Annotated in this window: 24 protein-coding genes and 1 pseudogene; 19 read left to right on the plus strand and 6 right to left on the minus strand. The window is 57.7% G+C overall.

Annotation, left to right across the window (positions count from 1 at the left end; all coding sequences use genetic code 11):
- Window positions 1-4: 4 nt before the first annotated feature.
- The 10 genes from QP400_RS06880 (at window position 5) to QP400_RS06920 (ending at window position 6,122) form a co-directional block, all read left to right on the plus strand.
- Entirely contained in the window at window positions 5-352 is a 348-nt protein-coding gene (locus tag QP400_RS06880; protein ID WP_004806617.1) for a hypothetical protein, read from the plus strand.
- A gap of 2 nt (window positions 353-354) precedes the next feature.
- Complete coding sequence (locus QP400_RS06885; RefSeq protein WP_004806615.1) at window positions 355-777, plus strand: hypothetical protein; 423 nt, start codon at window positions 355-357, stop codon at window positions 775-777.
- A complete protein-coding gene (locus tag QP400_RS06890) occupies window positions 777-1,223 on the plus strand; it encodes a hypothetical protein (RefSeq protein ID WP_004806613.1) in 447 nt (148 codons plus the stop codon). The genes QP400_RS06885 and QP400_RS06890 overlap by 1 nt, the downstream gene beginning before the upstream one ends.
- Window positions 1,220-1,507, plus strand: coding sequence for a hypothetical protein (locus tag QP400_RS06895; protein ID WP_004806610.1), 288 nt, complete (start codon window positions 1,220-1,222; stop codon window positions 1,505-1,507). Before QP400_RS06890 ends, QP400_RS06895 begins: the two co-directional genes overlap by 4 nt.
- A gap of 111 nt (window positions 1,508-1,618) precedes the next feature.
- Entirely contained in the window at window positions 1,619-3,007 is a 1,389-nt protein-coding gene (locus QP400_RS06900) for a phage tail tape measure protein (protein ID WP_004806609.1), read from the plus strand.
- Window positions 3,001-4,269, plus strand: coding sequence for a hypothetical protein (locus QP400_RS06905; RefSeq protein ID WP_004806605.1), 1,269 nt, complete (start codon window positions 3,001-3,003; stop codon window positions 4,267-4,269). Before QP400_RS06900 ends, QP400_RS06905 begins: the two co-directional genes overlap by 7 nt.
- Before the next feature lie 68 nt (window positions 4,270-4,337).
- Window positions 4,338-4,730, plus strand: a complete 393-nt coding sequence (locus QP400_RS06910; protein WP_143484517.1) for a hypothetical protein — start codon at window positions 4,338-4,340, stop codon at window positions 4,728-4,730.
- 4 nt (window positions 4,731-4,734) lie between these two features.
- Window positions 4,735-5,637, plus strand: coding sequence for an N-acetylmuramoyl-L-alanine amidase (locus tag QP400_RS06915; RefSeq protein WP_004806602.1), 903 nt, complete (start codon window positions 4,735-4,737; stop codon window positions 5,635-5,637).
- 6 nt (window positions 5,638-5,643) lie between these two features.
- Entirely contained in the window at window positions 5,644-5,853 is a 210-nt protein-coding gene (locus QP400_RS10540; protein WP_004806600.1) for a phage holin, read from the plus strand.
- Entirely contained in the window at window positions 5,850-6,122 is a 273-nt protein-coding gene (locus tag QP400_RS06920; protein ID WP_004806598.1) for a hypothetical protein, read from the plus strand. Before QP400_RS10540 ends, QP400_RS06920 begins: the two co-directional genes overlap by 4 nt.
- 226 nt (window positions 6,123-6,348) lie before the next feature.
- Here the strand turns inward: QP400_RS06920 and QP400_RS10495 are convergent, their stop codons facing one another.
- The 4 genes from QP400_RS10495 to QP400_RS06935 form a co-directional block, all read right to left on the minus strand.
- Window positions 6,349-7,188 (minus strand): tyrosine-type recombinase/integrase, encoded by an 840-nt coding sequence (locus tag QP400_RS10495; protein ID WP_004806596.1) that lies wholly within the window; start codon window positions 7,186-7,188, stop codon window positions 6,349-6,351.
- 463 nt (window positions 7,189-7,651) lie between these two features.
- Window positions 7,652-8,443 carry an alpha/beta hydrolase gene (locus QP400_RS06925; RefSeq protein ID WP_004806595.1) on the minus strand — a complete coding sequence of 264 codons (792 nt, stop codon included), beginning with the start codon at window positions 8,441-8,443 and terminating at the stop codon, window positions 7,652-7,654.
- A 50-nt stretch (window positions 8,444-8,493) separates the two neighbouring features.
- Entirely contained in the window at window positions 8,494-9,837 is a 1,344-nt protein-coding gene (locus QP400_RS06930) for a Na+/H+ antiporter family protein (RefSeq protein ID WP_004806593.1), read from the minus strand.
- Between the two features lie 61 nt (window positions 9,838-9,898).
- Window positions 9,899-10,684 carry a hypothetical protein gene (locus tag QP400_RS06935; protein WP_004806591.1) on the minus strand — a complete coding sequence of 262 codons (786 nt, stop codon included), beginning with the start codon at window positions 10,682-10,684 and terminating at the stop codon, window positions 9,899-9,901.
- A gap of 253 nt (window positions 10,685-10,937) precedes the next feature.
- Here QP400_RS06935 and QP400_RS06940 point away from each other — a divergent pair, with 253 nt between their 5' ends.
- The 5 genes from QP400_RS06940 to QP400_RS06960 all read left to right on the plus strand — a co-directional run bounded on the left by QP400_RS06940 (window position 10,938) and on the right by QP400_RS06960 (window position 15,118).
- Entirely contained in the window at window positions 10,938-12,353 is a 1,416-nt protein-coding gene (locus tag QP400_RS06940; RefSeq protein ID WP_040315100.1) for an amino acid permease, read from the plus strand.
- Window positions 12,350-12,742, plus strand: a complete 393-nt coding sequence (locus tag QP400_RS06945) for an RNA-binding S4 domain-containing protein (RefSeq protein ID WP_004806585.1) — start codon at window positions 12,350-12,352, stop codon at window positions 12,740-12,742. The genes QP400_RS06940 and QP400_RS06945 overlap by 4 nt, the downstream gene beginning before the upstream one ends.
- Before the next feature lie 90 nt (window positions 12,743-12,832).
- A complete protein-coding gene (locus QP400_RS06950) occupies window positions 12,833-13,396 on the plus strand; it encodes a hypothetical protein (RefSeq protein WP_004806583.1) in 564 nt (187 codons plus the stop codon).
- A 41-nt stretch (window positions 13,397-13,437) separates the two neighbouring features.
- A complete protein-coding gene (locus QP400_RS06955; protein ID WP_141740516.1) occupies window positions 13,438-14,211 on the plus strand; it encodes a hypothetical protein in 774 nt (257 codons plus the stop codon).
- Between the two features lie 118 nt (window positions 14,212-14,329).
- The gene (locus tag QP400_RS06960; protein ID WP_004806579.1) at window positions 14,330-15,118 is read left to right on the plus strand and encodes a DNA-3-methyladenine glycosylase I; all 789 of its coding nucleotides are present in this window, start codon (window positions 14,330-14,332) and stop codon (window positions 15,116-15,118) included.
- A gap of 243 nt (window positions 15,119-15,361) precedes the next feature.
- Here the strand turns inward: QP400_RS06960 and QP400_RS06965 are convergent.
- Window positions 15,362-15,832 (minus strand): annotated as a pseudogene (locus QP400_RS06965) (YwiC-like family protein); the annotation flags it as partial.
- Here QP400_RS06965 and hrpB point away from each other — a divergent pair.
- The 3 genes from hrpB to QP400_RS06980 are packed head-to-tail and all read left to right on the plus strand — an operon-like array spanning window position 15,819 to window position 20,117.
- Window positions 15,819-18,305, plus strand: a complete 2,487-nt coding sequence (gene hrpB / locus QP400_RS06970) for an ATP-dependent helicase HrpB (RefSeq protein ID WP_004806577.1) — start codon at window positions 15,819-15,821, stop codon at window positions 18,303-18,305. The pseudogene QP400_RS06965 and the gene hrpB sit on opposite strands and share 14 nt — an antisense overlap.
- A gap of 58 nt (window positions 18,306-18,363) precedes the next feature.
- Window positions 18,364-18,942 (plus strand): dCTP deaminase, encoded by a 579-nt coding sequence (dcd, locus tag QP400_RS06975; protein WP_040315098.1) that lies wholly within the window; start codon window positions 18,364-18,366, stop codon window positions 18,940-18,942.
- Window positions 18,939-20,117 (plus strand): hypothetical protein, encoded by a 1,179-nt coding sequence (locus QP400_RS06980; protein WP_004806574.1) that lies wholly within the window; start codon window positions 18,939-18,941, stop codon window positions 20,115-20,117. Before dcd ends, QP400_RS06980 begins: the two co-directional genes overlap by 4 nt.
- A 2-nt stretch (window positions 20,118-20,119) precedes the next feature.
- Here QP400_RS06980 and QP400_RS06985 read toward each other — a convergent pair whose 3' ends face one another.
- A complete protein-coding gene (locus tag QP400_RS06985) occupies window positions 20,120-22,453 on the minus strand; it encodes a (Fe-S)-binding protein (RefSeq protein ID WP_004806572.1) in 2,334 nt (777 codons plus the stop codon).
- Window positions 22,454-22,579: 126 nt separating this feature from the next.
- Between QP400_RS06985 and QP400_RS06990 the strand changes: the two genes are divergently transcribed.
- A complete protein-coding gene (locus QP400_RS06990; protein ID WP_004806569.1) occupies window positions 22,580-24,172 on the plus strand; it encodes an MFS transporter in 1,593 nt (530 codons plus the stop codon).
- The last annotated feature ends 54 nt before the right edge of the window (window positions 24,173-24,226 follow it).

The raw sequence follows: 24,226 nt of genomic DNA on the forward strand, positions 1-24,226 counted from the left end.
AACAATGGGACGTCTACAAGAGGCTCTACAGGCCTTGGCAGAGCGCCTAACCGAGGCCGGACTACCCGCCACCGCCGGGGTAGAAGGTCTAACAGTACCAGGGGCAATACTTGCCCCCGAAAGACTCGAATACAACCGCCTTGGACGATTCTTAGAGGCCACCATAGAGGTAGTAGCGCTAGCCCCGGCAAACAGCTACGAGCTCGACTACCTCGAACAGGCATCCGCCTCGATCCGAGCCGCATTCGGAATTGACCAGTTAGAGTTTGGCACTTTCACCCTTCCATCCCTTAGTCCGGACCCGCTGCCATGCGTAACCGGAAAAATAACCATCGAAATAACAGGAGCATAAAAATGAGTAAGAGCCCGCGCATTATCGAAATGGGACCCGGCACCCTCGTTATCGGAGCCTCAGAAACCATATGCGCTATGGAACACCAAGTGCTAGAGGCAACGCTAAAACCCGACGCCAAGCACGAAAAACCCATGCGAGTACTCTCAGGGGACTACATCCCCGGCACCCGCTCCGAATCATGGACCCTATCAGGCAAGCTTGCCCAGGACACCGGAGAAGAGGACTCGGTACAAGACTGGCTATTCGACCATCGCGGCCAAGAATACCCCTTCGAGTTCACCCCACGAAATGCACGCAAGCAAAAATTCCAAGGCAACCTAATCGTCGAAGCTACCGCCATTGGTGGCCAGTCCGGGACAAAGCCCGATACCGAATTTGAGTTCGAGCTAGTCGGGGCACCAATTAGGCAGAAACTAGGCTAATGCTCTCCGGGACCGAGTTCGCAAAGGTAGAGGTAGAAGGCGCCCGCAAACTCAGGCGCGAACTACGCCGCGCGGGCCGCTCACTCGATGACCTGAAAGAGGCAGGGCGGGCGGCGGCGAACATCGTCGCAGAGCGCGCCCGCACCCTCGCCCCGAAAGGCCCCAGCGGCAATCTCAGCGCGGACATCCGCGCCGGGAACATCGCAACCGGAGGAATAGTAAAAACCGGGCGTAAACGCATCCCCTACGCCGGTCCTATTCATTGGGGCTGGCTCAAAGTGGGGGCCAACTACTCAGGGGGCAAATACAAGCCCGGCCAAAAAAGAAACATCAAGCCAAATCCGTTCCTATCGAACGCAGCTACCGAGACCGAACGGATATGGGTACCCGTATACGAAAAATACTTAGAAAAAGTCCTAGACGATTTGAAAGGAAAAGAAATATGAACATAGTCGAATCAACCGCACTCCTAGAGCGAGAAGACGGAACCCTACGAGAAGTAACCGTACGCTGTGACCAACGCGACTTGCGCGCCTGGGAACTCTACGCCAAACGCAACCGGCTAGACGATATGACTAAAATGCCGCTTACAGCATCGGCATTCACCGTCTATAACGCTCTGAAACGAACCGGCGAAATCGAAGCGGGAACGACTTTTGAGGCGTTCAACGACACCCTAATTTGTCAAAGCGATGAAGCCGTAGAAGTAAACCCTACTCTGGCCTCCTAGAGGCAGTCGTAGAACTAGCCACCCTAACCGGCATCCCTTTCACGCAGTGGGTGGAAGAAGAACCCGAGGTCATAGCCACCGCGATCAAGGTAATCAATAGAAGGGCAGAAAATGGGTAAAACCGCTATCGTTTCCGTGCGCATCTTAGGAGACGCAGCCGGGGCAAAACGCGCCACCAAAGAAACAGAAAGCGCCCTTGGCAAGCTCGAAGGCAAACTAAAAGGCATTACCGCCCCCGCCGCCCTGGCCGGGGGCGCGGTGGCCGCTATGGCCACTCAAGCCGGTCGCGCAGCCTCGAACCTACAGCAATCCACCGGGGCGGTCGCAACCGTGTTCAAGGACCAGGCTAAACAGGTCGAAAACTTCGCTGCCTCAGCTGCTACCACCATGGGGTTATCTGCGAACCAGTATCAAGAAATGGCCTCCGTGATGGGCTCGCAGCTAAAGAACCTGGGGGTAAACCAAGACCAGCTAGTAGGCAAGACCTCCGACCTTATCCGCCTTGGCTCTGACCTGGCAGCGACCTACGGGGGCGAAACCTCCGAGGCCGTGCAAGCCCTTAGCGCCCTCATGCGCGGGGAAGCCGATCCGATCGAACGCTACGGCGTGTCGATAAAGAAGAATGACATAAACGCGCGCATGGCTAAAGAAGGCCTCACCGGCCTCACCGGGGCAGCGCTGAAACAGGCGGAAACGCAAACCATGCTGAAAATGCTGTATGAACAGACCTCGGACGCGCAAGGCCAATTCAAACGCGAGACAGACTCCGAGGCCGGATCAAGGCAAATACTCAACGCCCAATACGAGAACACCAAGGCTAAGCTCGGTGAAACGCTCTTACCGATTATGACTAAGGCTAACGAGGTACTCCTAAGTGCGGTTAGCTTTGCTGGCAGGCACACTACCGCCGTCGGCATTTTGGCGGGGGCGATTGGTACCGCCGCCGCTGTAGTCATAGGTCTAAACGCGGCGCTAAAGATACACACCGCCGTATCTAACGCCGCGAAACTCGCAACCATGGGGGTTGCAGCGGCGTCGAAAATATGGGCCGGGGCGCAGTGGCTCCTAAACGTTGCTCTCAACGCTAACCCCGTAGGTCTACTCGTTGCCGGGATTGGGTTGCTTATTGGTGCCTTCGTTCTTGCCTATAACAAGTCTGAGACATTCCGCAATGCCGTTCACTGGCTCGGAGAAAAGATCAAGTCTGTTTGGGAAAACTACATCAAACCCTTTTGGGACAAAATATCGGGCGCTTGGTCGGCTGTGTCTAATTGGTATTCCACAGGGCACGCAGGCGCGCACTTTTCCGCCAACGGTCCTACTTGGGAGCTAGTCAGCACGCACGCCGCCTATTTTTCAACCCAACAGCGTCCCCAATCGGAGGGAAAGAACATAAACATCACGGTCAATGGGGCGCTAGATCCGGTAGGGGTAGCAAACCAAATCAAAGGCATTCTAGATAGCCAATCGCTACGACTGGCAGGGGGGCGAACATGGTAGCAACCACTGCCCCGAACGTCATAGTAGGAGGCACTAACTACACCCAGTTATGGGAGTACCCAACCGCCCTAGCCGGACTAACCCTCCGTTGGGGTAGATCCGGGGCGGGGGCACAACCGGAAACCCCTACCGCCCAATTCACTATCCTTTACGACCAGGAAGACCCAGAGGCCGCACGTATCGCGCAAGCCGATCTAAGGCCCGGCCAAGCCGTAGTAATAGAAGATGACAATTTTGCCCCGCCCCTGTTCTTCGGGTGGGTATCCAATGTTGAGCATTCCGACTACACCAGTCGCGTTATCGCGGTGGGGTGGGAATGCCTGTTAGAAAAAGAAATAGACCTCGGATACCGGCCGGTCGAACCATGCCAAAGCCGGGTAGACGCAATCTTGACCGCACTACCCATACCGGTCAAACGCGTGCCCTTTGCCCCATATGACCCCAATAAGAACTTCCAAGTAACCCCGTATCCGCCTAACGTGACTTTGAACGCCAAAGACGACATGAAAGGCACCGCCATAAGTCTACTTAGAGATGTGGCGAAAACTACCGGGGCGGTGTGCTGGCCATACGTCCAAGGCAAAAAAGGCGAATTTGCTATATGCTTCGAGGCCCCAATATCACGCTACCCAGGCCGGGGCGCGCTCCTATATGACACTATGCGCCACTTCGACGCCGACATAATCCAGGCCCCTATCACCTTTCATCAAGACGTCGCAAGCTGCCCACCAGAGCTAACCGTAACCTACTACAAAGGCTTTTCTTCCACCGGGGGTAAATACGACAAAGGCGAATCCACCTACACCATGGCAGATATCGGCATACCAGGGCAAAAAGGCCTAAAAGTGGAAACCGACTACCTGTACCAACCCAATATCGGGGTTATCCAATTCGATCTACCCGAATACCTCTACCGGCAAATCGAAGTCGCAACCGAAACAGTCTCCAACCTACGCCTATCAACAAAACACCTCACCCGCGCCCAATGGCTAGGCCTCATGGACCCAGTAGCCCGGATAGGCAAAACCATCCAAATACACGGCCTGAACGCCCTATACGAGCGCGCCGAACACCTTTGCCTAGAGGGTACAACATGCACCTACAACGGGCGGGACTGGCTAATAGAAGCAACCTGTTCGCTAATCCCTAGAAGTATCCCGGATGTCACCCACGGCCCCGGCAACGGCAACCGGTCCGGAGGCACCTGGGCAACCTCTACCGATACATGGGCCAAAGCACAAGAAAGCTGGAATAACCGATGAAAGACTACCGCATAAGCGAGAGTGCAAAGATAAGAGACTTTCCCGCTGAATACAACGACTTTACGAACATGGTCACCTCAAACCTAGTACACCACCGCGACCGGCTAGAGAGTGTGGAAAGCCTCTACAAGAACCTTTCCCACTCCAAAGGAGGCGGGGACCCATACACCGCCACCATCGAGGGGACCGCCCGCCAAACCACCGGCGTATTCACCTCTGTTAGCTGGTCAAAAATCCAAGACCTAACCAAACGCCAAAGCACCCAGTACATAGGCCAGGTAGCCCAGCCTTTCAAACCACCAAGCGGATGGAGGTTCGCTTGCTTCGTGATCCGTAGTGAACCAATCGCCTACGCACACACCGCATACGAAAACAAAGGCAGCATCTACATCAACCTCGAGCTAATAAAACCCGGCGCCATCGACGAAATCGAAATCGGCTGGCACCTAATCAAGGAATAACAAGATGACATTCTCATACCGAACCGAACTTACCACCCCGAACCGGTGGCACGGGGCAAATGCCCGCGCCTCCATCACTATCCACCACTTCGGCGAAAGAAATAACTACGCGAACGATGACAGCGCCGCCGCCTCTGTCGCTAGCTACCTATGCAACCCCGACGCCGGGGTATCTGCCCACTTCGTCGCCTCACATAACACCGTCTATTGCCTTGCCGCTTGCTCCGATCGCACCTGGGCAACCGGTACCCGCGCGGGCAACAACTCAACTATCTCGATTGAATGCAACCCCCACTGTGACCCCACCACCTTAGAGAGCGTGGCAATGCTGATCGCCGTGTTATGGCATTGGTACCCACACCTGAAAGGCAGGGGCCTAGTCCCGCATTCGGCATGGGTACCCACCAATTGCCCAGGACTTTACCGAAAGCGCCTGGAATGGCTCCGAGACCGCGCCCTAGCGCTTTTCCCGATAGTAGACCCGGACCACCCCGGCCAAACCCTCAAGACAGGCGCCCCGCCCGTGGGGAAATACCCCAAAGACCCCGCAACCGCCTCCACCGCCGCCCTTGCCCCCGATGGATACTGGGGTACCGAGACAACCAAGGTTTTGCAAACTATCGCCGGTACCCCGCGCGATGGGCTCATATCATCACAAAATGAACGATGGGAAGGCATAAACACAGGCCTAACAAGCGGATGGAGATGGGAAGAATATCCGGCAGGCTCGCAGCTAATCGCCCACCTACAACACCGCTGGAACACCGACACGGACGGGCTAATAGGCCCGGAAACAATTCGGGCCATGCAACGCTACTACAACACCCCCGTAGATGGGGTACTAGACGCCGACTCGCCCGCCATTGCCGCTATGCAAAAAGAAGCTAACCGACTAAGTAGAAAGTAAAACCAAATGGGTAAACACGAAGCACCACAACCGATAAGCTGGCTAACCCCACGCCTTCGCGCCTGGCTCTATGGCATCCTAACCGCGCTAATACCCTTGCTAATCGCCTACGGGGTCCTAGAGGCCTCTACCGCCCCGCTCTGGCTAGCATTGGGGGCCGCTGTCCTTGGCACCGGCACCGCGCTAGTACACACACCAAGGAAAGACGGAAAATGAGTGACATAATCGCCCTACTATCGGCAACAGGCGGGCTAACCGGCCTTGCCGCATTTATCACCTCTCTACGCAACCTACACAACACCCAGCAAGTCAAAGCTGACACGATCCACTTACGGCCAGATTCCAAAGTGCTATTGACCAAGATTGACGGCATGAAAGACCAGATAACACTGCTAGGAGATCAAATAAGTTACCTAAGATCTGATACCGCAAGCTCGATAAAAGACCTACGCGAAAGAGTAGGAGTCCTGGAGGCAAGAAAATAGAGGACCTGGGCACCAGCCTAGCCGGTGCCCAGCTAGCCAACCTACTTACGCATATAGTCAATCAACTCAATGATTGATACAATCGTAGTAGGAAGAGCTAGGAATAGCGAGATGATGGTTAATGTGAACATCTCATAATCCCTTCCTCTAAGCCGCCGGGTTCCGCCCCCGGCGGCATCCTAATGTTGAGACCGGATTATCTCAACACGCCAATCATGCCATACGTTCAGCTCGCTACTTGCACCGCTGCCCTTAGCGCTGAAAGCGGGGCAGGTACATATCTTTGCGTTGTAGCAAGCGAGGCATGTCCTAACAGCATTTGCAAAGACCTGAGGTCTTTTGTCTGTTCGTAAATCTTTGCGCTAAAGCGGTGCCGCAGTGCGTGTAAACCGGTGCCCTCTGGCAGATACTTACAAGCTAGCTTGCCCACATGCCGGGGCGTAAGTGGGTGCCCTGTAGTCTCATTAGGCAGCAAATAAGGGCCGGGCAGCTGCCTAAGCGCGCGCTCAACCTCGCTAGCAAGCGAATCGGTTAGGGGAACTAGCCTTATTTTTGCGCCTTTACCATGAACAATAAGGGTAGTCCCGCCCAAATCAGCCGTTAAATCACTAACCGATATCTGGGCAATTTCAGCCCGTCTTAGCCCACCCTCACCGGCAAGCCGTAACACTATATGGGCGCGCCAATCATTCACACTAGCAACAAGCGCTGTCCGGTAAACTGCCTCCGAGGCTGGGCGTGGACATTCCGGGCCCGCTTTGACCTTCGGCAAGGCGGCGCTAATATCCTCGCTGCCACTTCGGGCCGAATAGTATCCATAAAACCGCGTGACCGAGGCGTAAAAACTCCGGCGCGTTTCCGCCTTCCAGACTTGCGAACCGCAAAACTCAATTAGGCGCCCTTTGGTCAACATTGATGGGGTTGGGGTCTTAGTATGTCTTGCCAAGCGCCTAATATGTTCGCTTCGAGTCTCTATCGTCGCCTTTGACGCACCCGAGGCCGCTAACGCCTTTTCCCAATGCTCTATCTCAACAGCCCACGCGCGGGGCAAATAACGCCTATGCATAGCGGTTAATAATAATGACAACCATTACCAAAGCGTTAAGCCGCCAAAGTAAACCAGCTGGTCAAGTAGCCCGAGGCTCCAAACCAGAAGGTTGGGGGTTCGAGTCCCTTCGGGCGCGCAGACGCTCCTTTGAACTGAGGCCCAGTTCAAGGGAGCTTGTCGTTTAAAAAGTGCTATAGAAGCGCGGTCTGCAGGTCTTGCCAAAGCCCAGATGGCTGGCCCAACGCCTTGCGCGCCCTCCGAAGTAAAACTAGGAGGCGTGGCAACGGTCTACTGTGCGTAGCGCCGGTGGCAGGCCTGGGCAGCTATCTGTTAGAGACAGAACAATTTTGCGGAAAAAGTTTAGCGAATAGCAACCTTCCAGGGGCAGGCTGTGGTCTGCCCCTGGAAGGTATGGGCGCGACTAATCTTCCTGTGCGCTGGGCTCTAGCGCACAGGAGCCAACTGCCCAAAGCGTCAGATTCTAGTGGTGCGACAACCAGATCAACATCTTTCGGCGGAGCACTGGCGCTTCTGGTTCGTTGAACACTTCATGACGAGCGGCGGGTACGTCCACCACCGTTACGTCCTGGGCGCCGCCAGCGCGAGCGTCCTCGGCAAAATAGTGGGACCCAGCTGGCGCAGCCAATTTGTCCTCTTCGCCGTGGAAGATCAGAAGCGGCAGGCGCCAATCGCTGGCATTGGACAACACCTCGCCACCCTGGGCAACCATAGTGAGGGCGGTGAGCGCGGGAACCTTGCCCGTGAAATTTAGAGGATCGGTCGTGTAGCTTTCCACTACCTGCGGGTCGCGCGAGACCTGATCGGCCGAGAGGCGCACCGTGCCCAGGGCTGGAAACATCTGTGCTAGCGGCATGAGCGCCCGAGCAACCTTGGGAGTCAACGAAGCATTCATCAAGGCTGGCCCGGACAGTACAACCCCGGATACGCCCTCGGGCTGCAAAAGTGCTGAGGCCGCAGTTACTAGGCCCCCCATGGAATGCCCGAACAGGAAAAACTTGTCGGTGCGAATGCGTGCGGCAAGGTCCATGCGGGCTTGCACGTGATCCTTGATCAATGCCCCCACATCCACTTGCGCGCGGGGCCCCGGCGCCAAGCCATGCCCGTACTGGTCGTAGCTGTAAACGTCGTATCCGCCCTGCACCAGCGCGTCCTTGAGGGCCCTGTAGCGGCCTTGGTGTTCGGCGTAACCGTGCAAAATAAGTACGGATCCGCGCGGATCCTTGGCTAAATCTTCGTGGAAGTCAGCTTTCATAGACCCTAGTTTGCCAGGGAACGCGCACCTTTGTGCCTAAACGAGCGCTGCTAAAGCACCATTGCCGCAATCCATCCAGCTACCATTAGCGGAATGTTGAAGTGCAAGAACGTGGGGATAACCGAGTCGCGAATGTGGTCGTGTTGCCCATCCACGTTGAGGCCGGCGGTTGGCCCCAATGTCGAATCGGAGGCGGGGGAGCCCGCGTCCCCTAGGGCCCCGGCGGTACCGACAAGCGCGACGGTGGCCATGGGACTAAAACCAAGTGCGCCGCATAGCGGCACATAAATGGCGGCAATGATCGGCAAGGTAGAAAACGACGAGCCAATCCCCATCGTTACAAGTAAGCCCACCAAGAGCATGGCAAGAGCGGCCATGGCCTTATTGTCGCCGAATAGGGCGGCTGTGGATTTTACGAGCGGCTCGATCTGACCGGATTTGCTCATCACGTTTGCGAATCCCTGTGCACTGATCATAATGAAGCCGATGAGCGCCATCATGCGCATGCCCGAAGTGAATACCTCGTCGGCCTCCCGCACCTTAATTGCGCCGGTAAAGATAAATACGCCCAGACCAACTAGCGCGCCAACCAGCAATGCGTCCGCATCAGAGTTGATGGTGTTCAGCACCAGTTGCATTGAGAAACAGGCAAGGATGGCGATGACCGATACGGTGATGCGGTACTTTGAAATTTCTTTTTCTTCCGCCTCGATTTTTGTTGCGCGGTAGGTGCGTGGCCGCCTGTAGGTGACGAAGAGGGCGAATAGTAGACCTAAGAACATGCCGAGGGCGGGAATGCCCATCGTGCGCATGATTGATATGTGGGAGGTGTCCAGCCCCGCCTTTTTGATATTGCCCAGCAGGATGTCATTTAGGAAGATCTTGCCGAAGCCGATGGGTAAAAACATGTAGGTAGTGACTAGGCCGAAGGTTAGTACGCAGGTAATAGCGCGCCGGTCTAGGTGCAGCTTATTCATAACCCCCAGTAGCGGGGGTATTAGTAGCGGAATGAAGGCGATGTGGACGGGGATTACGTTCTGGCTCATGACCGCCATGGCTGCGATTGCGGCGATCATGCCCCACTTCGTTAGCAGGCGGGCTTTGGAGGAGCCCTGCTCTTCTGCCTCGTTCAGCTTGGTAATTAGCTTGCTTGCCAACATGTCGGGCAAGCCCGAATGCGCAACTGCCATAGCGAAAGCTCCGAGGAGGGCGTAGGACAGGGCAATCTTGGCGCCGTCGCCTAGGCCTTCTTGGAAGGCAACCATGGTGCCATCCAGGCCTAAGCCGCTAAGCAGCCCCCCGACCAATGCGCCTATGAACAGGGCGAGGACCACGTGCACTCGTGCTACTGCCAGGAGGAGCATGAGGCAAACTGCTATAACAACTGCGTTCATACGCAAACCCTAATGGCAGGGTTGTGCACGTGCGAAGGTTTGTCCACTAGGTGGCTTGGCGTCAGCGCCTATTCCCCTTGCGCCAGTTGGGCAGTTTCATTCCCATGGCCAGTCCGATGAGTCCCGCCGAGGAAAGCACAATAAAGCCCACAATCAGCAGATCTACGTCGAAATAGTGGGGTGTGGCCTGCTCGACGGAAGTGGTTGGCAAGATGACGTGGGGATGGTCAACGGTGTTTTCTGAGTCGCTACCTTCCTCAGAATCTGTCTTAGAATGTGAACGCTTCGGGCTGATTGGGGTTGGCCCGGGCGAACTGGAAGCTTCGGGCAGCACCTTCGGAGAGACGCCCGCGTTGCCCGCCTTGCCAGGCGCTTCAGTGGCCAAGCTAGCCCCGTCTGCCTGCTCGGGGGCAGCGTTTGGCGAGGGCGCGGCCGCAAGTGTCGAACCGGCAGCTTCAGTCGCTGGGGATTCGGGTAGTGAATCCGAGTCAACCGAGGGCGTTATCTCTTTAGGGGCACGCTGGCCCTTCACGTTTGCCTTGGGGGCGTGGGGGTGACTTTTGGGGGAGGCGACCTTCGTGCCGGGCGCCTTCTTGTCGTCAGTCTTCGGAGCTATTTCGCCACTCGGCTTGGAGCCTTGCCCGTCGGCTGCGGCGGGGGAATCTTTCCCCGCTTCCTGCGTGCCCTTCTGGTATTCCGCGGTGGAAGTGGAGGGCGAAGAAGTGGGCTCGGCTGTTGGCGATTCATCGGCCAGAGCCACCGAGGGGACTAGTAGGAAGGGCACTAATGCCGCAAAACCTACCATCCGGAAAAGGGGGCGGAAATGATGGAGTAGCAGCGCTGACATGACTCCCCCTAACTGAATCAGTCGTTACATTACAAAACCATAATGTTTTTTTCATCTTTTTGCGACCTGTGGTAAAAATTCGTCCTCGTCCTTGAGGGCGCAACCACGCTTGCACGTGGTGGTCGCACTTTCCAGCCCCTCCAGCCTACGGAAAAAATGCATTAAAGTCCCACAAACCGGGATGGAATATTCGCCACATTATGGAAGGCGTACAATTTGCCCAGTTAGTAACCCCTTAACGGTGAGGATTTTTATGTCTGGAAGCGCAAGTAGAACCCACTTAGATCGGAGGTTGACATCCGGTCAGGTATCAATGATCGGACTGTCTGGTGCCCTGGGCACTGGCCTCTTTCTGGGGGCAGGCTCTACTATCGCGCTAGCCGGGCCTGCCACCGTTATTTCGTACGCGCTTGCGGGACTGTGCGCCCTCTCCATCGTTTGGGCGTTAGCCGAGATGGTGTCCGTTTACCCGGTTCCGGGCGGACACGGCGCAATTGCCGCGCACTACCTGGGGAAGATGGGTGGCTACGTCACCCGGTGGAACTTCTCGGTGTGTATGTTGACGGCGGTGGGGGCCGAAGTTACGGCTACCGCCACCTACTTGCAGCACTGGTTTCCCGGCCTGTCGTTAGGGCTGGGTACGGTACTGTGCTCCGTATTCATCGTGGGCCTCAATATGGCCACGGTGCGGCTGTATGGCACCTCTGAATACTGGTTCTCGATGATTAAAGTAACCGCCATCTGCGTATTCATCCTTTTGGGATTGTCGCTGCTGCTCTTTGGGTGGCCGGCCTACCCGGAGCCGCTCGGTTTCGCACACCTGACAGCCCACGGCGGTTTTGCGCCCAAAGGTTTGGGCGGGATCCTGATCGCTGCTTGTATGGCGGTTTTCAGCTTCGGCGGTATTGAAAACGTATCTGTGGGGGCAGCTGAATCTGAACACCCCGAGCGGGATATTCCGCGCGCTGCCGGCGCTATGATCTGGCGACTGCTGATCTTCTACGTGCTGGCAGTTACCGTGGTGGTCGCGCTTCAGAATTGGCAGGACACGGCTGCCCATACAGGTTCAGTCTCAGAATCGCCCTTCGTGAAGGTCTTGGACGCTTCCGGAGTGCCAGCTGCAGGGCACATTATGAACGCCATCTTGATCGTGGCAGCGCTGTCGGCCGCGAACGGCTGCCTGTATTCGTGCTCCCGCATGATCCACTCGCTCGCCCTGGACAAGATGGCTCCCAACTTTGCTCGCTTTACTTCTAGGCACGGGGCTCCTCGGGGCGCGGTCCTAATAGCAACGGTGGGAATGGTGATTGCCTCCGTTCTGGCGATCGTGGCACCAAACAGTGCCTTCCTGTACCTGTATGGGTGCGCCACCGTGTCGATCCTGGTCACTTGGGTCATGGTCATGCTGACTCACCTGCGTTTCCGCAGGGACACTACGCATAAAGAAAAGCCGCCGGCATGTCTGGTTGGCTACCCGGTGGTGAATTACCTGATCATTGCTATTTCGGTGGCCATTTTTATCCTGCTGTACTGGGAACTTCCCGTGGTGTGGTACGCGGGCATTCCATACCTGATTATCTTGGTGGCTTCCTACTACCTGCTGGCGCGGTCGCGGAAGCTGCCCGATCCCGCCCCGCTTACCACCATGGATCAGAAGCGGGCCGAATGACCGGGGCAGATTCTGGCGCGGTCCGGGTGGACCAGTGGTTGTGGGCGGTGCGCGTGGTAAAAACGCGCACGCTCGCCACCCAGATGGCTAAATCTGGTCATGTGCGTATCAATAAGGAGCCGGTCAAGCCGGCTACTAAGGTGCACGTGGGCGACGAGGTGCGGGTGCGCGTTCAGGGCTTCGACAAAATTTTTGTGGCGCAAAAGCTGCTGAAGAAACGGGTCGGGGCACCAGTTGCCCGCACCTGTTACGAAGATCTCTCGCCAGCCCGTCCTCGGTTCTACATTCCGGTGGCTAAACGCGAGCCGGGAAGTGGGCGCCCAACCAAGCGGGAGAGGCGGCAATTAGACAAATTGCGCGGGCACGATCCGAACTGGGATAGGCGCTAGATAACTAAGCGAAATAAAACACCTTTTCCTAAATGGAGTTTTTTCTTTCTCGTTCTACCGTTACAGGTAGTAACTAGGAAAGGAAAGAAAGTGACGCGTATCCCCGCTGATCAGCTTGGTATTGATCTAGCAGATCTAGTTCATGATCTACATGTTTTTGCTTTCAATAGGCGCGACGAAGAACTGTGGGTTGAGGTAGCTAATAAGCGCCAGCTTTCTAAGACCACTCAGGGATATGCGTGGCTGCTCGAAGAGGTGGCTGACGAGGCGAAGCTGGCGCGCAGGGATCTCTCGCACGGGTCGCAGGAACTTACCGAATCTATTCCCGAGGACGACGAACTGGAATTTCAGGCGGTGACTTTGCTGGAAAACGCGTTGGCGTCGGATATGTCTGGATTGCAGCGCACGCTTGAAGACGTAGATATTGAGGACGTGGACGAAGTTGCTGAGGTTATCGGAGAGCTCTCTGGCCGCCTGTTGCAGATGCAGTTGGAACCGGCTGGACTGCACGAGGCGTTGGTTCAGGTTGGCCAGCGCTACGACGTGGACTTTGCCGACCTGGATACCCAGGTTGAAGACGAAGACGACGACGAAGAAGAAGAGATAGCCGACATCCAGATCGAGGACGAAGAGGACGAAGAAGAAGAGTGGTAGAGCGGGTGCAAGAACCCGGGTCTATCCCGCATAATTGAGCTATGGATAGCGCGAGCAGGCTTTTACAGAACATTTGTGTAGAGGCGGGGATGCTTCCCGCGTCGTTTAACCTTCAGGTGGCGGACGATCCGACGCAGGAGACGTTGGATTATGCGCAGGTTTTGCGTGCCGCCTTTGCTGGCATAGCCCACTCCCAGGTGGCCGCGGCATTTGAGCAGGTGTCGGCTTTGGCTGAGGCCATGGAGATGGAAGGGGAGCTGCCGGCTCTGCATGCGCTTGCTTCCGCTTACGAGGGGCAAAAGGCCGAAGCAATCCAGTACTCTACGGTGCCTGATGCCGAGGTCGATTCTTTTGGGGAATCGCTAGCGTTTATGGCACATTCGACGCTACAAGAGGTTTTTGTTGAGCCGCAGGCGATGCTTGATGCGCTGCAGTCGGCGTCACGCCAGCTGGTGGGTGAATCTTTGCCGGAGCAGGTTTCTGCCGGCCAGGATGACACGGATGTGTCGGGGCTTGACCTGTCCGATGCCGATCTGGCTGCTGCGGTTGCGATCTTGAATCCGCATGCCGATGCGCAGGAGGTTGCCGAGGAGCAGCTGGATAGTGCCGGTGTGGTAACCGATCAGTCTGAGGCCGACCAGGGTGATGAAGAGGACGAGTTGGCCCAGTGGGCAAAGTCGGGCTGGGACCTGGATATGGATCCGGAGGCAGACGGCCAAGACGAGGCCGGTTTTGCCGATTGGCATGATGATCGTTTCGATGATGAAGAGGACGAGCAAACTGACTCGGACGATTTAGACGACTGGGACTACTAACCTGTAACTAGCATTGACGGGCTCCTGATGGTTATCCACAGGAGCCCATTAGCGTACTTATCCACAATCGCCCCTTTTTTCGGAGAGGCCGATGCCTGCATTTGGTTAGCGTGCGGGTATGAAAGATGGTTATGAAGCGGTCGTTGGTCAGGACGGACTAGGGCGCCCGGCATGGGCATACGCAGATCAGGCACTGCGCGATTATTACGATTCAGAATGGTCTGTGCCGATGTGGGGAGAACAGGGCATGTTTGAGCTGCTTGCCTTACTGTTGTTTCAGGCGGGAATGCGATGGCGGCTGATTTTGGCTCGCCGCCCGCAGTTGCGCCGCCTGTTCTGCTCCTTCGACGTTGATCGGGTAGCTGCTTTTACGGACACCGATGTGCGGCAGATCTTGGACGAGTCGGCAGGCATCCGCAACGAACAGAAGGTCCGGGCCGTGATCGCGCTAGCGAACGCGGTACAGAAAATGCGCGCAGTCGGGGGACTACCCAAGGTTGCGTGGCAAGCTTATGACCCAGATCGTCCTCGGCCTATGCGAGGCGAAGAGGTGCCGTCTTATTCGGCGCGCTCGGCTGAGCTGGCGAAGCGGCTCACCGAGTTTGGCTGTAAGCGGGTGGGAGCCCGCACCGCATACGCGTTTATGCAGGCATGCGGCATCGTAGATGACAATGTGCCGGGAACCTGGCGGGCCGATGTGTTAGCTGACGAGCAGGGCAATTATTACCAGGATGAATATTCCTACCTCGGAATAACCAATGACCTTGGGGCGGATTCGCTTCCCGGTGTGGGCGGAATACCAGGGAGCGAAGGCGGATTTGCCGGCCAGGAATATCCACCAGATGAAGGCGTTTATTGGATGAAGCCAGGTGTGGAAGACGGCTACGCTAACCCCGATGCTAGCTAGCACGTGGGTGCCAATTGACAGGGCGACCATCGGGATAGAGCCGCGATTGCGCACTAAGGATTTTACGTAGGGTACTGACAGCCAAAAATAGGTGGTCAGGATTATGCTCAGCAAAAACACCCAGGGCCAACCGGTAAGAGAGGCATTTTCGTTAGTGGCAACGCCGGTATCAATATGACCATTGCTAAAAAGATTGGAAATGGTCTGCACGCCCGTTGCGCACGCATACCCGACCAGAGTCATCATGCCAGCGGCAAGAATTGTCGCTGACCGGGCAACTAGAGAGCGGCCAGCGTGGTGCACGGTTCGTTCTAATGCAAGCGCTGCCAGTGGAACAAAAGGCACTGCCCAAGCCAGCAGCCATGGGCGGATAAATGCGGCAGTCAATCCCAGTAGGGCAGTGATGGTCGTGTATACCAGAGTCGGTTTTAGTCCCCTTCTGCCTTTAGAAAGGAAGTATTGGCTGGCGCTGAAGAAAGCAAAGTAACCAACGAACCAAACTGCAAACACTAGCAAGGTAAGGAACACGTAGTCTTCGCCTTGCAATGCTCCAATCCAGTAAGGAACGACGACCATCGCCCATGCGCCATGCTGGTTGGGAACCCATCCTTGCCGTGAGCGGGAGCCGCGCTCGTTTTTTGCAGTCATACCCCTCATCTTCCCATGGGCTTTGTCCCACTCCAAGTTCCCATATGCTTGAATGGTGCGTTCCATAGAGGAAATAAATCAGGCTGCGGGCGGGCTGCCCGCCTACGCTGTGCTAGCCCCGCTGGCTGTCGCGCTCGCTAAAGATGGGGCGGCTGTAGTTTCAGCACCGCCCGGAACCGGAAAGACCACTCTGATTCCGCCCGCCCTTGCGGCAACGGTGCCAGGACGCGTCATAGTCACCCAACCTAGGCGGCTGGCTGCCCGCGCCGGCGCCCACCGCCTGGCCAGTCTGCTGGGCGAAAAAGTTGGCCACCAAGTAGGACTCACTGTGCGGGGCGAATCCAAACTAAGTGCGCACACCAAAGTCGAATTTGTAACCACCGGGGTATTCATCCGCAGGGCCATTGCCGATCCCGAACTAGCGGGAGTTGGCGCCGTAGTACTAGATGAGGTACACGAACGCCACACCGACACTGACCTGGCAGTGGGGATCTGCCACGACATTGCTCAACTGCGCGAGGACTTCCAGGTGGTTGCCATGTCCGCAACCCTAGATGCGGACAGATTCTCCGCCACTCTGGGTGGGGTAGAAGAAGTTGCCATCGACGCCGAATCCTACCCGCTCCAGATCGACTACCAGCCAGGCAAGATGCAACGGCTAACTGACCGGGGCACAAACCCGGATTTTCTTGCCTACGCGGGCAGGGCAGCCGCCTCCGCCCTCGAAAAGGATGAGGGGCAAGTAGCGTTGCTATTCCTCCCCGGACTACGCGACCTGGAAATTGCTGCCCAAGCCGCGCGCGCCGCCTGCCCGGACATGGACGTCAGATTGCTACACGGACGCCTGAGCGGAGCCGAGCAAGACAGCATCCTCGCCCTGCCTCAGAAGGGCAAACGCCTAGTCTGTACCACCAATGTGGCAGAATCATCCATCACAGTGCCAGGGGTGCGCCTAGTAGTAGACGCGGGCCTGGAACGAGTGGCCACCTTTGACGTCTCCCGCCAAATGACCGGCCTGGTCACTAACTATTCTTCAAAAGCCTCCTCGACCCAGCGGGCAGGTCGCGCCGGCCGCCTCGGTCCCGGCCGCGTCATCAGACTGTTCTCCAAAGTCGAATGGGCTCGCATGCGCTCCCATTCCTTGCCAGAGGTCGAAACCTCTGACCTAGCCCAATTGCTCCTGCTGCTGGCGGCGTGGGGGGCTCCGCGCGCTCGCGGGATGGCGCTTCCCTCGCCACTGCCCGAAGCTGCTAGTGACCGAGCAGAGAATACACTGCGAACTCTGGGAGCGGTAGACGAGCGCGGGACGATCACTGCCTTCGGTCGCCAGCTGGCTCGCATCCCCGCTGATCCGCGCCTTGGGCGTGCCCTTTTGGAAGGGGGCAAAAGGTTTGGTCCTGCCCGCGCCGGGGCGCTGTTGGCCACTCTCAGCTCTGACGAACGCGATGCGGGAGCTGATCTGCCCGCGCTGCACAGGCGGCTCAAGCGGCAGTGCCCACCGCGGTGGAAGGCGGATGCGAAGCGTTTCGCGCAGATGGCCCCCACCGAGCAAAGTCCCACTAGCGCAAGCTTAGAAGCCGAAATGGTAGCGTTGGCCTACCCTGGCAGGATCGCTCGCCGTCGCGGTAATTCCGACGAATATTTGCTGGCCCAAGGCAACGGCGCCGCCCTCCCGAAAGGCTCGCCGCTGCAAGGACAAACCTGGCTGGCGGTAGCCGACCTGACCAAGGCTAGCCCTACAAACATCATCCGCCTGGCGGCCGAATTAACTGAGGCGGACGCGTTGCGTCTGGGAGAGCCGCTGAAAAATACCTCCGTGACCGTGCACTTTGAGGACGGCAAGGTACGTGCCGAAGAGACGGTGACGTTGGGGCACATCGAACTCTCGGCAAGGCCGGTGCCTGCTCGGGGCGAGGCCGTAGCCGAGGCCGTTCGCGCAGAATTCGCCCGCCAGGGAGCCCGCCTTTTCACCTGGTCGAAGAAAGGCGAGAACCTGCGCCGCCGCCTGCTATTGCTGCACCGCACTTTGGGTGCTCCCTGGCCCGACACCTCAATGGAGGGGTTAGGGAAGAACGAACTATTCGCCGCCCCTTTGCTTGCCCAGCTAGAAAAAGGGGCGAGCGTACCGCAACTGTCGCCAACCTCGGCCTTGCAGGGTATTTTGCCGTGGCCGGAAGCAGCCAAACTAGACGAGCTCGTCCCCGAACGCCTGCAAGTGCCTTCGGGAAGCACCGTCGCCCTCGAATATTTAGAGGACGGCGCCCCACCCCGACTTTCAGTGAAGCTGCAAGCATGTTTTGGGTGGGAGCAAAATCCCACCGTTGTAGATGGGCGTGTGCCCGTACAGCTGTCCTTACTGTCTCCAGCTGGGCGGCCGCTGGCACTAACCCAGGATTTGGAATCATTCTGGAAGAATGCCTATCCGGGGGTGCGTGCCGAAATGCGGGGCCGCTACCCGAAACACCCCTGGCCGGAGGATCCCACTACGGCGCAGGCAACGATGAAAACCAAGAAGGCGCTTGCTCATAAAAAATCTTAACTTCGAAGTCTAAACCAGCGCGTTTTCCGGCGGCCTCAGAGTTAGGCATAATGGATACGTGTTGCTAAGTGATCGTGATATTCGGCGCGCCTTGGATTCGGGAAGGGTGAACCTGGACCCGCTCGCCCCCGAGCTAATCCAGCCTTCCTCTATCGACGTGCGCCTAGACAGGTGGTTTCGGCTTTTCGATAACCACAAGTATTCGGTGATCGACCCTGCTAGCGAGCAGGAAGATCTCACTCACCTTGTCAAGGTCGAGGGCGACGAGCCCTTCGTCTTGCACCCGGGCGAGTTCGTGCTGGGCGCCACTTGGGAAAAGGTTACGTTGGGGCCGGACATTGCTGCCCGCCTGGAGGGCAAGTCCTCGCTGGGGCGGCTGGGGTTGCTGACGCACTCGACCGCAGGTTTCATTGATCCGGGCTTTTCCGGGCACGTCACCTTGGAACTGTCGAACACCGCCACCATGCCGATTTTGCTGTACCCCGGAATGAAGGTCGGCCAGCTGTGCTTCTTTGAGCTGACTTCGCCGGCACAGAATCCGTACGGTTCGGGTGAACTGGGATCGCACTATCAGGGCCAGCGCGGCCCGACCGCCTCCCGCTCTTACTTGCGTTTCACGCGAGGCAATCCGGAATGAATAAACCAGTTCGCCGAGTTTCGACCGAACAGAAGATGGCGTGGGCGGCCGAGCAGAACTTTTCGGAGGACATCGCAGCCATCCCCAACACCGTCACTTCTACCGCGTTAGGCATTCCCGCCTACCGGGTGGGGGCCACGGGTATCACCACTGCCGAGGGCGTCTCGATCGATCCCGGCGCAGAGTGGTACAAGGTGCAGGGGGAGCTGCCGCTCGAAGAGGCCGCCCAGGCCGTAGTCTTGGGCGTTGCCGACGAGGTCGAAGTCAGCGAACTAGAAGCGCTCGCGGTGTCGCTGTGGCCCCGCGCAGGCTGGGTTGGTCCCGGCAGGTTACAGATTTCTGAGGCGGCAACGCTTGCTGGGCCTTTCCAGGTCGAGAAGCTGGTGGCTTCCGAGATGGGGTTTCACGCTACTGTCACGCAGGCGTTTATTTTGCAGTGCGAGCAGCAGGTGGCTGGGAAGATGCCGCCGCATCTGCGCGGCCTGGACCCTCTGATGGATGCTTTCACTGAGGCTCCCGCGGGTGAATATCTGCGCGCGGTCAATGCGTGCCGCAAGTTTGCGCGCCGGTTGGCAGGTCAGTTGCGCGTGCCCGACACGGCTAAGGTCATTACCCCGGATCCGGATTCGTCGGTGGGCATGGTAGTTTACGGCCCGCACTACTTGGATCCTGCCCAGTTGGTCGAGTCCCTAGAGACCATTGTGCCCACGCTAGATGCACCCGCCCTGGCGGAACCGCCCCTGGCGCCGAGCAAGCTGGCTATGGACAAGCACGGGATTCGGGAAGCTGCGGTTGCGCAGATGAGCGAAGCGGAACGGCAAGAATTGCATCGTCGCGCCGACGAGTACGATCAGGAAGCTGCCTATGCGGAGCTGACTCCCGGCTACCACCTGATGGGGCGAGCCGGGCATTCCTCCAGCCTCGAAATTGTGGTTGAGCCGGCTCACTACCTGCCTGTGTGCGTGCAGTATGAGACCTGGGCCGAGGACGAACCGACCAGCTATTTGATCCAGTGGGTACCGGACAATCCGGCCAAGGCGGGGGCTGCCAAGGTGCAGCGTTCCATGCGAGTAGAACGGTTGCGGGTCGCTTCTACGATTGAGCAGGTGGCGCGCACATTGTGCACCTTGACTGGCGGGCGCGCTGTAGACGAGGACGGTTTCCTAGTCTTCTAGGCTCAGTCGAAGAAATCGTCCCAGTCGTCTTCCTCTTCTTCCTGCTGAACCGGTTTTTCTTCAACAGTCTTTTCCAGTACTGCGTCGCGCAGCAGGATGGCCACGTCGGCAACCTGTGGGGCTTCGCCCTCTTGCGGCCTGCCGGAGGCCAGCATTGTCGAACAGAATGGGCAGGCGGTTGCCACGGTGTCTGCCCCGGTGGCTGCGGCTTCGCTGACCCGCGCATCGGCAATGCGAACGCCGATTGTGTCCTGCATGAAGGCATGGGCACCGCCAGCACCGCAACACATTGCCCGGTCTTTAGTGCGCGGCATTTCGGTTACTTCGAAGCCGGGGAGGGCGCCGAGCAATTCGCGCGGGGCGTTGTAGATGCCGTTGTGTCGGCCCAGGTAGCAGGCGTCGTGCAGGGTCACTTTGTGCTTGCCGTTTTCGATGAGGGGCTTCAGCTTGCCTTCGGCTACCAGTGTGGACAGTAATTCAGTGTGGTGGATTACCTGGTAATTCCCCCCAAGCTCGGGGTATTCGTTGCGAATGGTGTTGAAGCAGTGGGCACAGGTGACCACGATGCGTTTGGGGGCGGCTTCGTTCAGTTTTTCTACCGCTGCGGCGGCCAGTGTCTGGTACAGCAGTTCGTTGCCGGCGCGGCGGGCCGGATCGCCGGTGCAGCTCTCGCCGCTGCCGAGCACTGCAAAGGTGACGCCGGCGTGGTGGAGCATCTGCGCCACCGCCTGCGTAGTCTTCTTGGCTCGATCGTCGTAGGCACCCGCACACCCGACCCAGAATAGGTAGTCGACTGAGGAGGCATTCGGAATGTCCTGGCCTACGACGGGCACGTCGAAATCTAAGTCTTTAGCCCAGTCCAGTCGCTTCTTCCCGGAGATGCCGTACGGGTTTTGTTGGCGCTGCAAAGACCGCAGTGGGCGGGCCAGATCCTGCGGGAAGGCACTTTGCATGGTGACCTGGTGGCGGCGGATGTCAATGATGTGATCGAGGATCTCTAGATCGGTGGGGCACTGGTCGACGCAGGCGCCGCAAGTGGTGCAGGCCCACAGGGTTTCGGGAGAAATTACGTTGCAGACTAGTGGCGCCGGTTCGATGGCCACCCCGTCCGCGCCGGTGATCTTCGCGTCCCGGAGCGCCCCGAGCACATCTGCGTTGTGAGGCATGAGCGAGCCGCGGTACAGGCTCTTGGTGCCCTGTACTAATTCGTCGGTATCGCTAGCGCCCATTTTGGCTGCGGCCTGCGCGAATGACGAGGACGCCACCGCGTGGTCGCGGAGGGCAGTAATGAAAAGTTTGGGGGACAGGGGCTTGCCGGTGGCCCACGCCGGGCACACCTCCTGGCAGCGGCCGCACTCGGTACACGAGAAGATATCGAGGCGATCCTTCCAGGTCATGTCTGCCAGAGAGCCGACTCCTAGCGATTCGCCCTCGAGCGCCTCCAAGTTCTCCATTGACTTGGCGGTGACCGGCTTGCCGCCAGCGTACATGGGAGCGGCAGCCCCCAGCGCTTTCGAACCATCCACCTTGCGGCGCGCGTAAATGTTTACGAACGCCAAGAACCGGTGCCAAGCTACGCCCATCGAAATGGCCAAGCCGACCACTACCATCCAGGCCATGGAGATGACGATCTTTACGGTCGCGGTAACCACAATCGCGTTCTGCAAAGCCCCAACCGATGCGTGCGCTGCCAGCTTGCCCAGAAGGAAAGTGAAAGGGAAATGCCATGCGGATACGGCAGTAGCCGGATCCTTAGACAGCAGGGCGTATTCCAATATGCGAAGCAACAGCACGCAAATGACGACCCCAAGGATGACGCCCTCGACGAAGCGGGCATGGCTCCAGGCAGACCCCAAAAAGCGAGACGGCCTCTTCTGACCGTCCCGACCAGTAGATTCTGCCTCTCCGGGCCTTCCCTTGCCCGCGCGAGTGCGCACCACAATCAGCCAGATGATACCGGCCATCGAGGCCCACGCAATGGCCTCAACAGTCCACTCCCAGGGCGCAAACGAACCCAGAATTGGGAGCGTGTAGTGCGGGTTCACCACCTGGCCGTAGCCGGCAACCAAAGTCAAAAACAGCAGCGGGAACGACACCATCACTAGCCAGTGCGCCGCCTTGATGAAAGGTCGACCCTTAAAAGCTGAGTGCGACAGGGGCTTCGAGATAGCAAGCCAAAGGCGGCGCGCAAGAGGCTTCCCCCTGCCCGGGGCAGGGGCGCCCTCGGCAATGATCGAAACCATCTGCGAAAGACCGCGGATAAAGCTGCCTATCCCAACCACCGTCGCAATAACGACCAAGGTCAAGCATACTGTTTGCAATACCGACAATTTCACGAATCCCACCCTACTAAAGCCCGCCCAAGATTCTACGGCGAAGAAAATGCAGTGGTGATCAAACACTCCAAAAACTACCGCGCTAACTCCACGCTTGTGGGAGTAGCCTATGCGAGGAGGAAATCAATGGGAAAAATTTTTAGCAGGTGGGGTGCGCCCAAAAACGAAACTATGGAGGTCATCGCAGGCCTCCTATTAGTCATGTTCGTGGCAGTAATGTCACTAACGATCGTGGGAACGGCTCTGCCCGTAATGCTCTCCTCGCTACACGGTTCCGAAACCCAGTACGCGTGGGTAGTAACCTCCATGCTGCTTTCTTCAACGGCAGCCACACCCATCGCCGGCAGACTCGGCGATTTATACGACAAAAAGAAACTGCTGATTTTCTTTATTGCCATTTTCGCCCTCGGATCGTTGCTAGCTGGAGCCTCGGTGACGGCGGACATGCTAATCCTGATGCGAATCGTCCAAGGTGCCGGCCTCGGGGCACTAATGGCCATGGTGCAAACCGTCATGGCAGTGATCACCTCGCCGCGCGAGAGGGGTAAATACAACGGCTACTTTGGCGCGGTCGTCACCGTTGCCAACGTGTCCGGCCCAATCGTCGGCGGCTTCGTAGTAGACCTGCTGGGATGGCGCTGGTGCCTGTGGATTTCAGTGCCCTTCGCCATCGCCGCGATGGTGGTCCTTGCAAAGAAACTGCGTGTGCCGTCCTCTGTAATAGAAAACCCGAAGATTGACTATCTGGGATCTACCATGGGCACCGCGGGCGTATCCCTGCTGCTCATCTACATGTCGATGGGCGGGGACGGGATCATGGCGTGGACCTCCATGCCCATGATGGTGATGGCGATACTTGGCGTTATTGCAGTGATCGCGTTCGTGTTCGTGGAACTGCGCGCTGACCAGCCCATCGTTCCGGTGCGGCTGCTGGCCAACCAAACCGTGACACTTGCCGTGTTGGCATCCATCGGCTTGGGCCTGGTGCTGAACGCGCCCATGGTCTACTTCGGCCAGTATTTCCAGATCGGGCGGCAAATGAGCCCTACCGCATCCGGCATGTGCATGCTGCCCATGATGATCGCCTCCTTCGTTTTCTCGACCTTCACGGGCAGGATGGTGTCATCGGTCGGCAGGTGGAAACGATTCGTCGTCTCCGGCTTCGTTATGATGGTCGCTGGGCTGGCAATCTTGTCCTTCACCGGCAAATCCACGCCGCTGGTGGTGCTGTGGGTCGGGATGTTCCTGCTCGGCGCCGGGCAGGGATCCTCGATGCAGAACCTGGTGTTGGCAGTGCAAAATACGGTACCGCTGCGCGACATGGGGGCTTCCACAGCGATGGTTACCTTCTTCAGGAACCTGGGCGGTGCAATGGGCGTGCAATTTGCTTCTCTAATCTTCAATATGTCCCTTGCCGTACAACTGCGCAGGAACTTTGCTGAGGCCGGAGTCAAAATGCCGCCCAAAGTGGCACAGGGACATTCGGCCAGTGCAGCCGCGAGCTCCCCGCAGATTGCTCACCTAGTTGCCGATTCTTTTGCCGACGCAATGGGAACAATCTTCATTGCCGGCACCGTCAGCACGCTGATCTGCCTAATCCTTGTGGCCTTCATGAAATCATCCTCCCTGCGCGACACCATCGACGCCCCCGTGTCGGAACAGGTGGCGGAGGTATTTCGGGAGGACGGAATGGAGAGTCGTTCTCAGAAAGAGGAATAACCGCTGGAAGGCGACACAGCCGCACGCGAATGTTACAAATTTGTTAACATCATT

This window comes from Winkia sp. UMB3158 (assembly GCF_030217145.1).
GTDB lineage: Bacteria > Actinomycetota > Actinomycetes > Actinomycetales > Actinomycetaceae > Winkia > Winkia anitrata.

Bases quoted from the DNA above. Each gene is read 5' to 3' on its own strand.
- QP400_RS06910 (WP_143484517.1), top strand. From the start codon at position 4,338: ATGGTCACCTCAAACCTAGTACACCACCGCGACCGGCTAGAGAGTGTG.
- QP400_RS06940 (WP_040315100.1), top strand. From the start codon at position 10,938: ATGTCTGGAAGCGCAAGTAGAACCCACTTAGATCGGAGGTTGACATCC.
- QP400_RS06955 (WP_141740516.1), top strand. From the start codon at position 13,438: ATGGATAGCGCGAGCAGGCTTTTACAGAACATTTGTGTAGAGGCGGGG.
- QP400_RS06900 (WP_004806609.1), top strand. From the start codon at position 1,619: ATGGGTAAAACCGCTATCGTTTCCGTGCGCATCTTAGGAGACGCAGCC.
- QP400_RS10540 (WP_004806600.1), top strand. From the start codon at position 5,644: ATGGGTAAACACGAAGCACCACAACCGATAAGCTGGCTAACCCCACGC.
- QP400_RS06920 (WP_004806598.1), top strand. From the start codon at position 5,850: ATGAGTGACATAATCGCCCTACTATCGGCAACAGGCGGGCTAACCGGC.
- QP400_RS06935 (WP_004806591.1), bottom strand. From the start codon at position 10,684: ATGTCAGCGCTGCTACTCCATCATTTCCGCCCCCTTTTCCGGATGGTA.
- QP400_RS06895 (WP_004806610.1), top strand. From the start codon at position 1,220: ATGAACATAGTCGAATCAACCGCACTCCTAGAGCGAGAAGACGGAACC.
- QP400_RS06980 (WP_004806574.1), top strand. From the start codon at position 18,939: ATGAATAAACCAGTTCGCCGAGTTTCGACCGAACAGAAGATGGCGTGG.
- QP400_RS10495 (WP_004806596.1), bottom strand. From the start codon at position 7,188: ATGCATAGGCGTTATTTGCCCCGCGCGTGGGCTGTTGAGATAGAGCAT.
- QP400_RS06990 (WP_004806569.1), top strand. From the start codon at position 22,580: ATGGGAAAAATTTTTAGCAGGTGGGGTGCGCCCAAAAACGAAACTATG.
- QP400_RS06880 (WP_004806617.1), top strand. From the start codon at position 5: ATGGGACGTCTACAAGAGGCTCTACAGGCCTTGGCAGAGCGCCTAACC.
- QP400_RS06915 (WP_004806602.1), top strand. From the start codon at position 4,735: ATGACATTCTCATACCGAACCGAACTTACCACCCCGAACCGGTGGCAC.
- QP400_RS06930 (WP_004806593.1), bottom strand. From the start codon at position 9,837: ATGAACGCAGTTGTTATAGCAGTTTGCCTCATGCTCCTCCTGGCAGTA.
- hrpB (WP_004806577.1), top strand. From the start codon at position 15,819: ATGGTGCGTTCCATAGAGGAAATAAATCAGGCTGCGGGCGGGCTGCCC.
- QP400_RS06890 (WP_004806613.1), top strand. From the start codon at position 777: ATGCTCTCCGGGACCGAGTTCGCAAAGGTAGAGGTAGAAGGCGCCCGC.
- QP400_RS06905 (WP_004806605.1), top strand. From the start codon at position 3,001: ATGGTAGCAACCACTGCCCCGAACGTCATAGTAGGAGGCACTAACTAC.
- QP400_RS06945 (WP_004806585.1), top strand. From the start codon at position 12,350: ATGACCGGGGCAGATTCTGGCGCGGTCCGGGTGGACCAGTGGTTGTGG.
- QP400_RS06885 (WP_004806615.1), top strand. From the start codon at position 355: ATGAGTAAGAGCCCGCGCATTATCGAAATGGGACCCGGCACCCTCGTT.
- QP400_RS06925 (WP_004806595.1), bottom strand. From the start codon at position 8,443: ATGAAAGCTGACTTCCACGAAGATTTAGCCAAGGATCCGCGCGGATCC.
- QP400_RS06960 (WP_004806579.1), top strand. From the start codon at position 14,330: ATGAAAGATGGTTATGAAGCGGTCGTTGGTCAGGACGGACTAGGGCGC.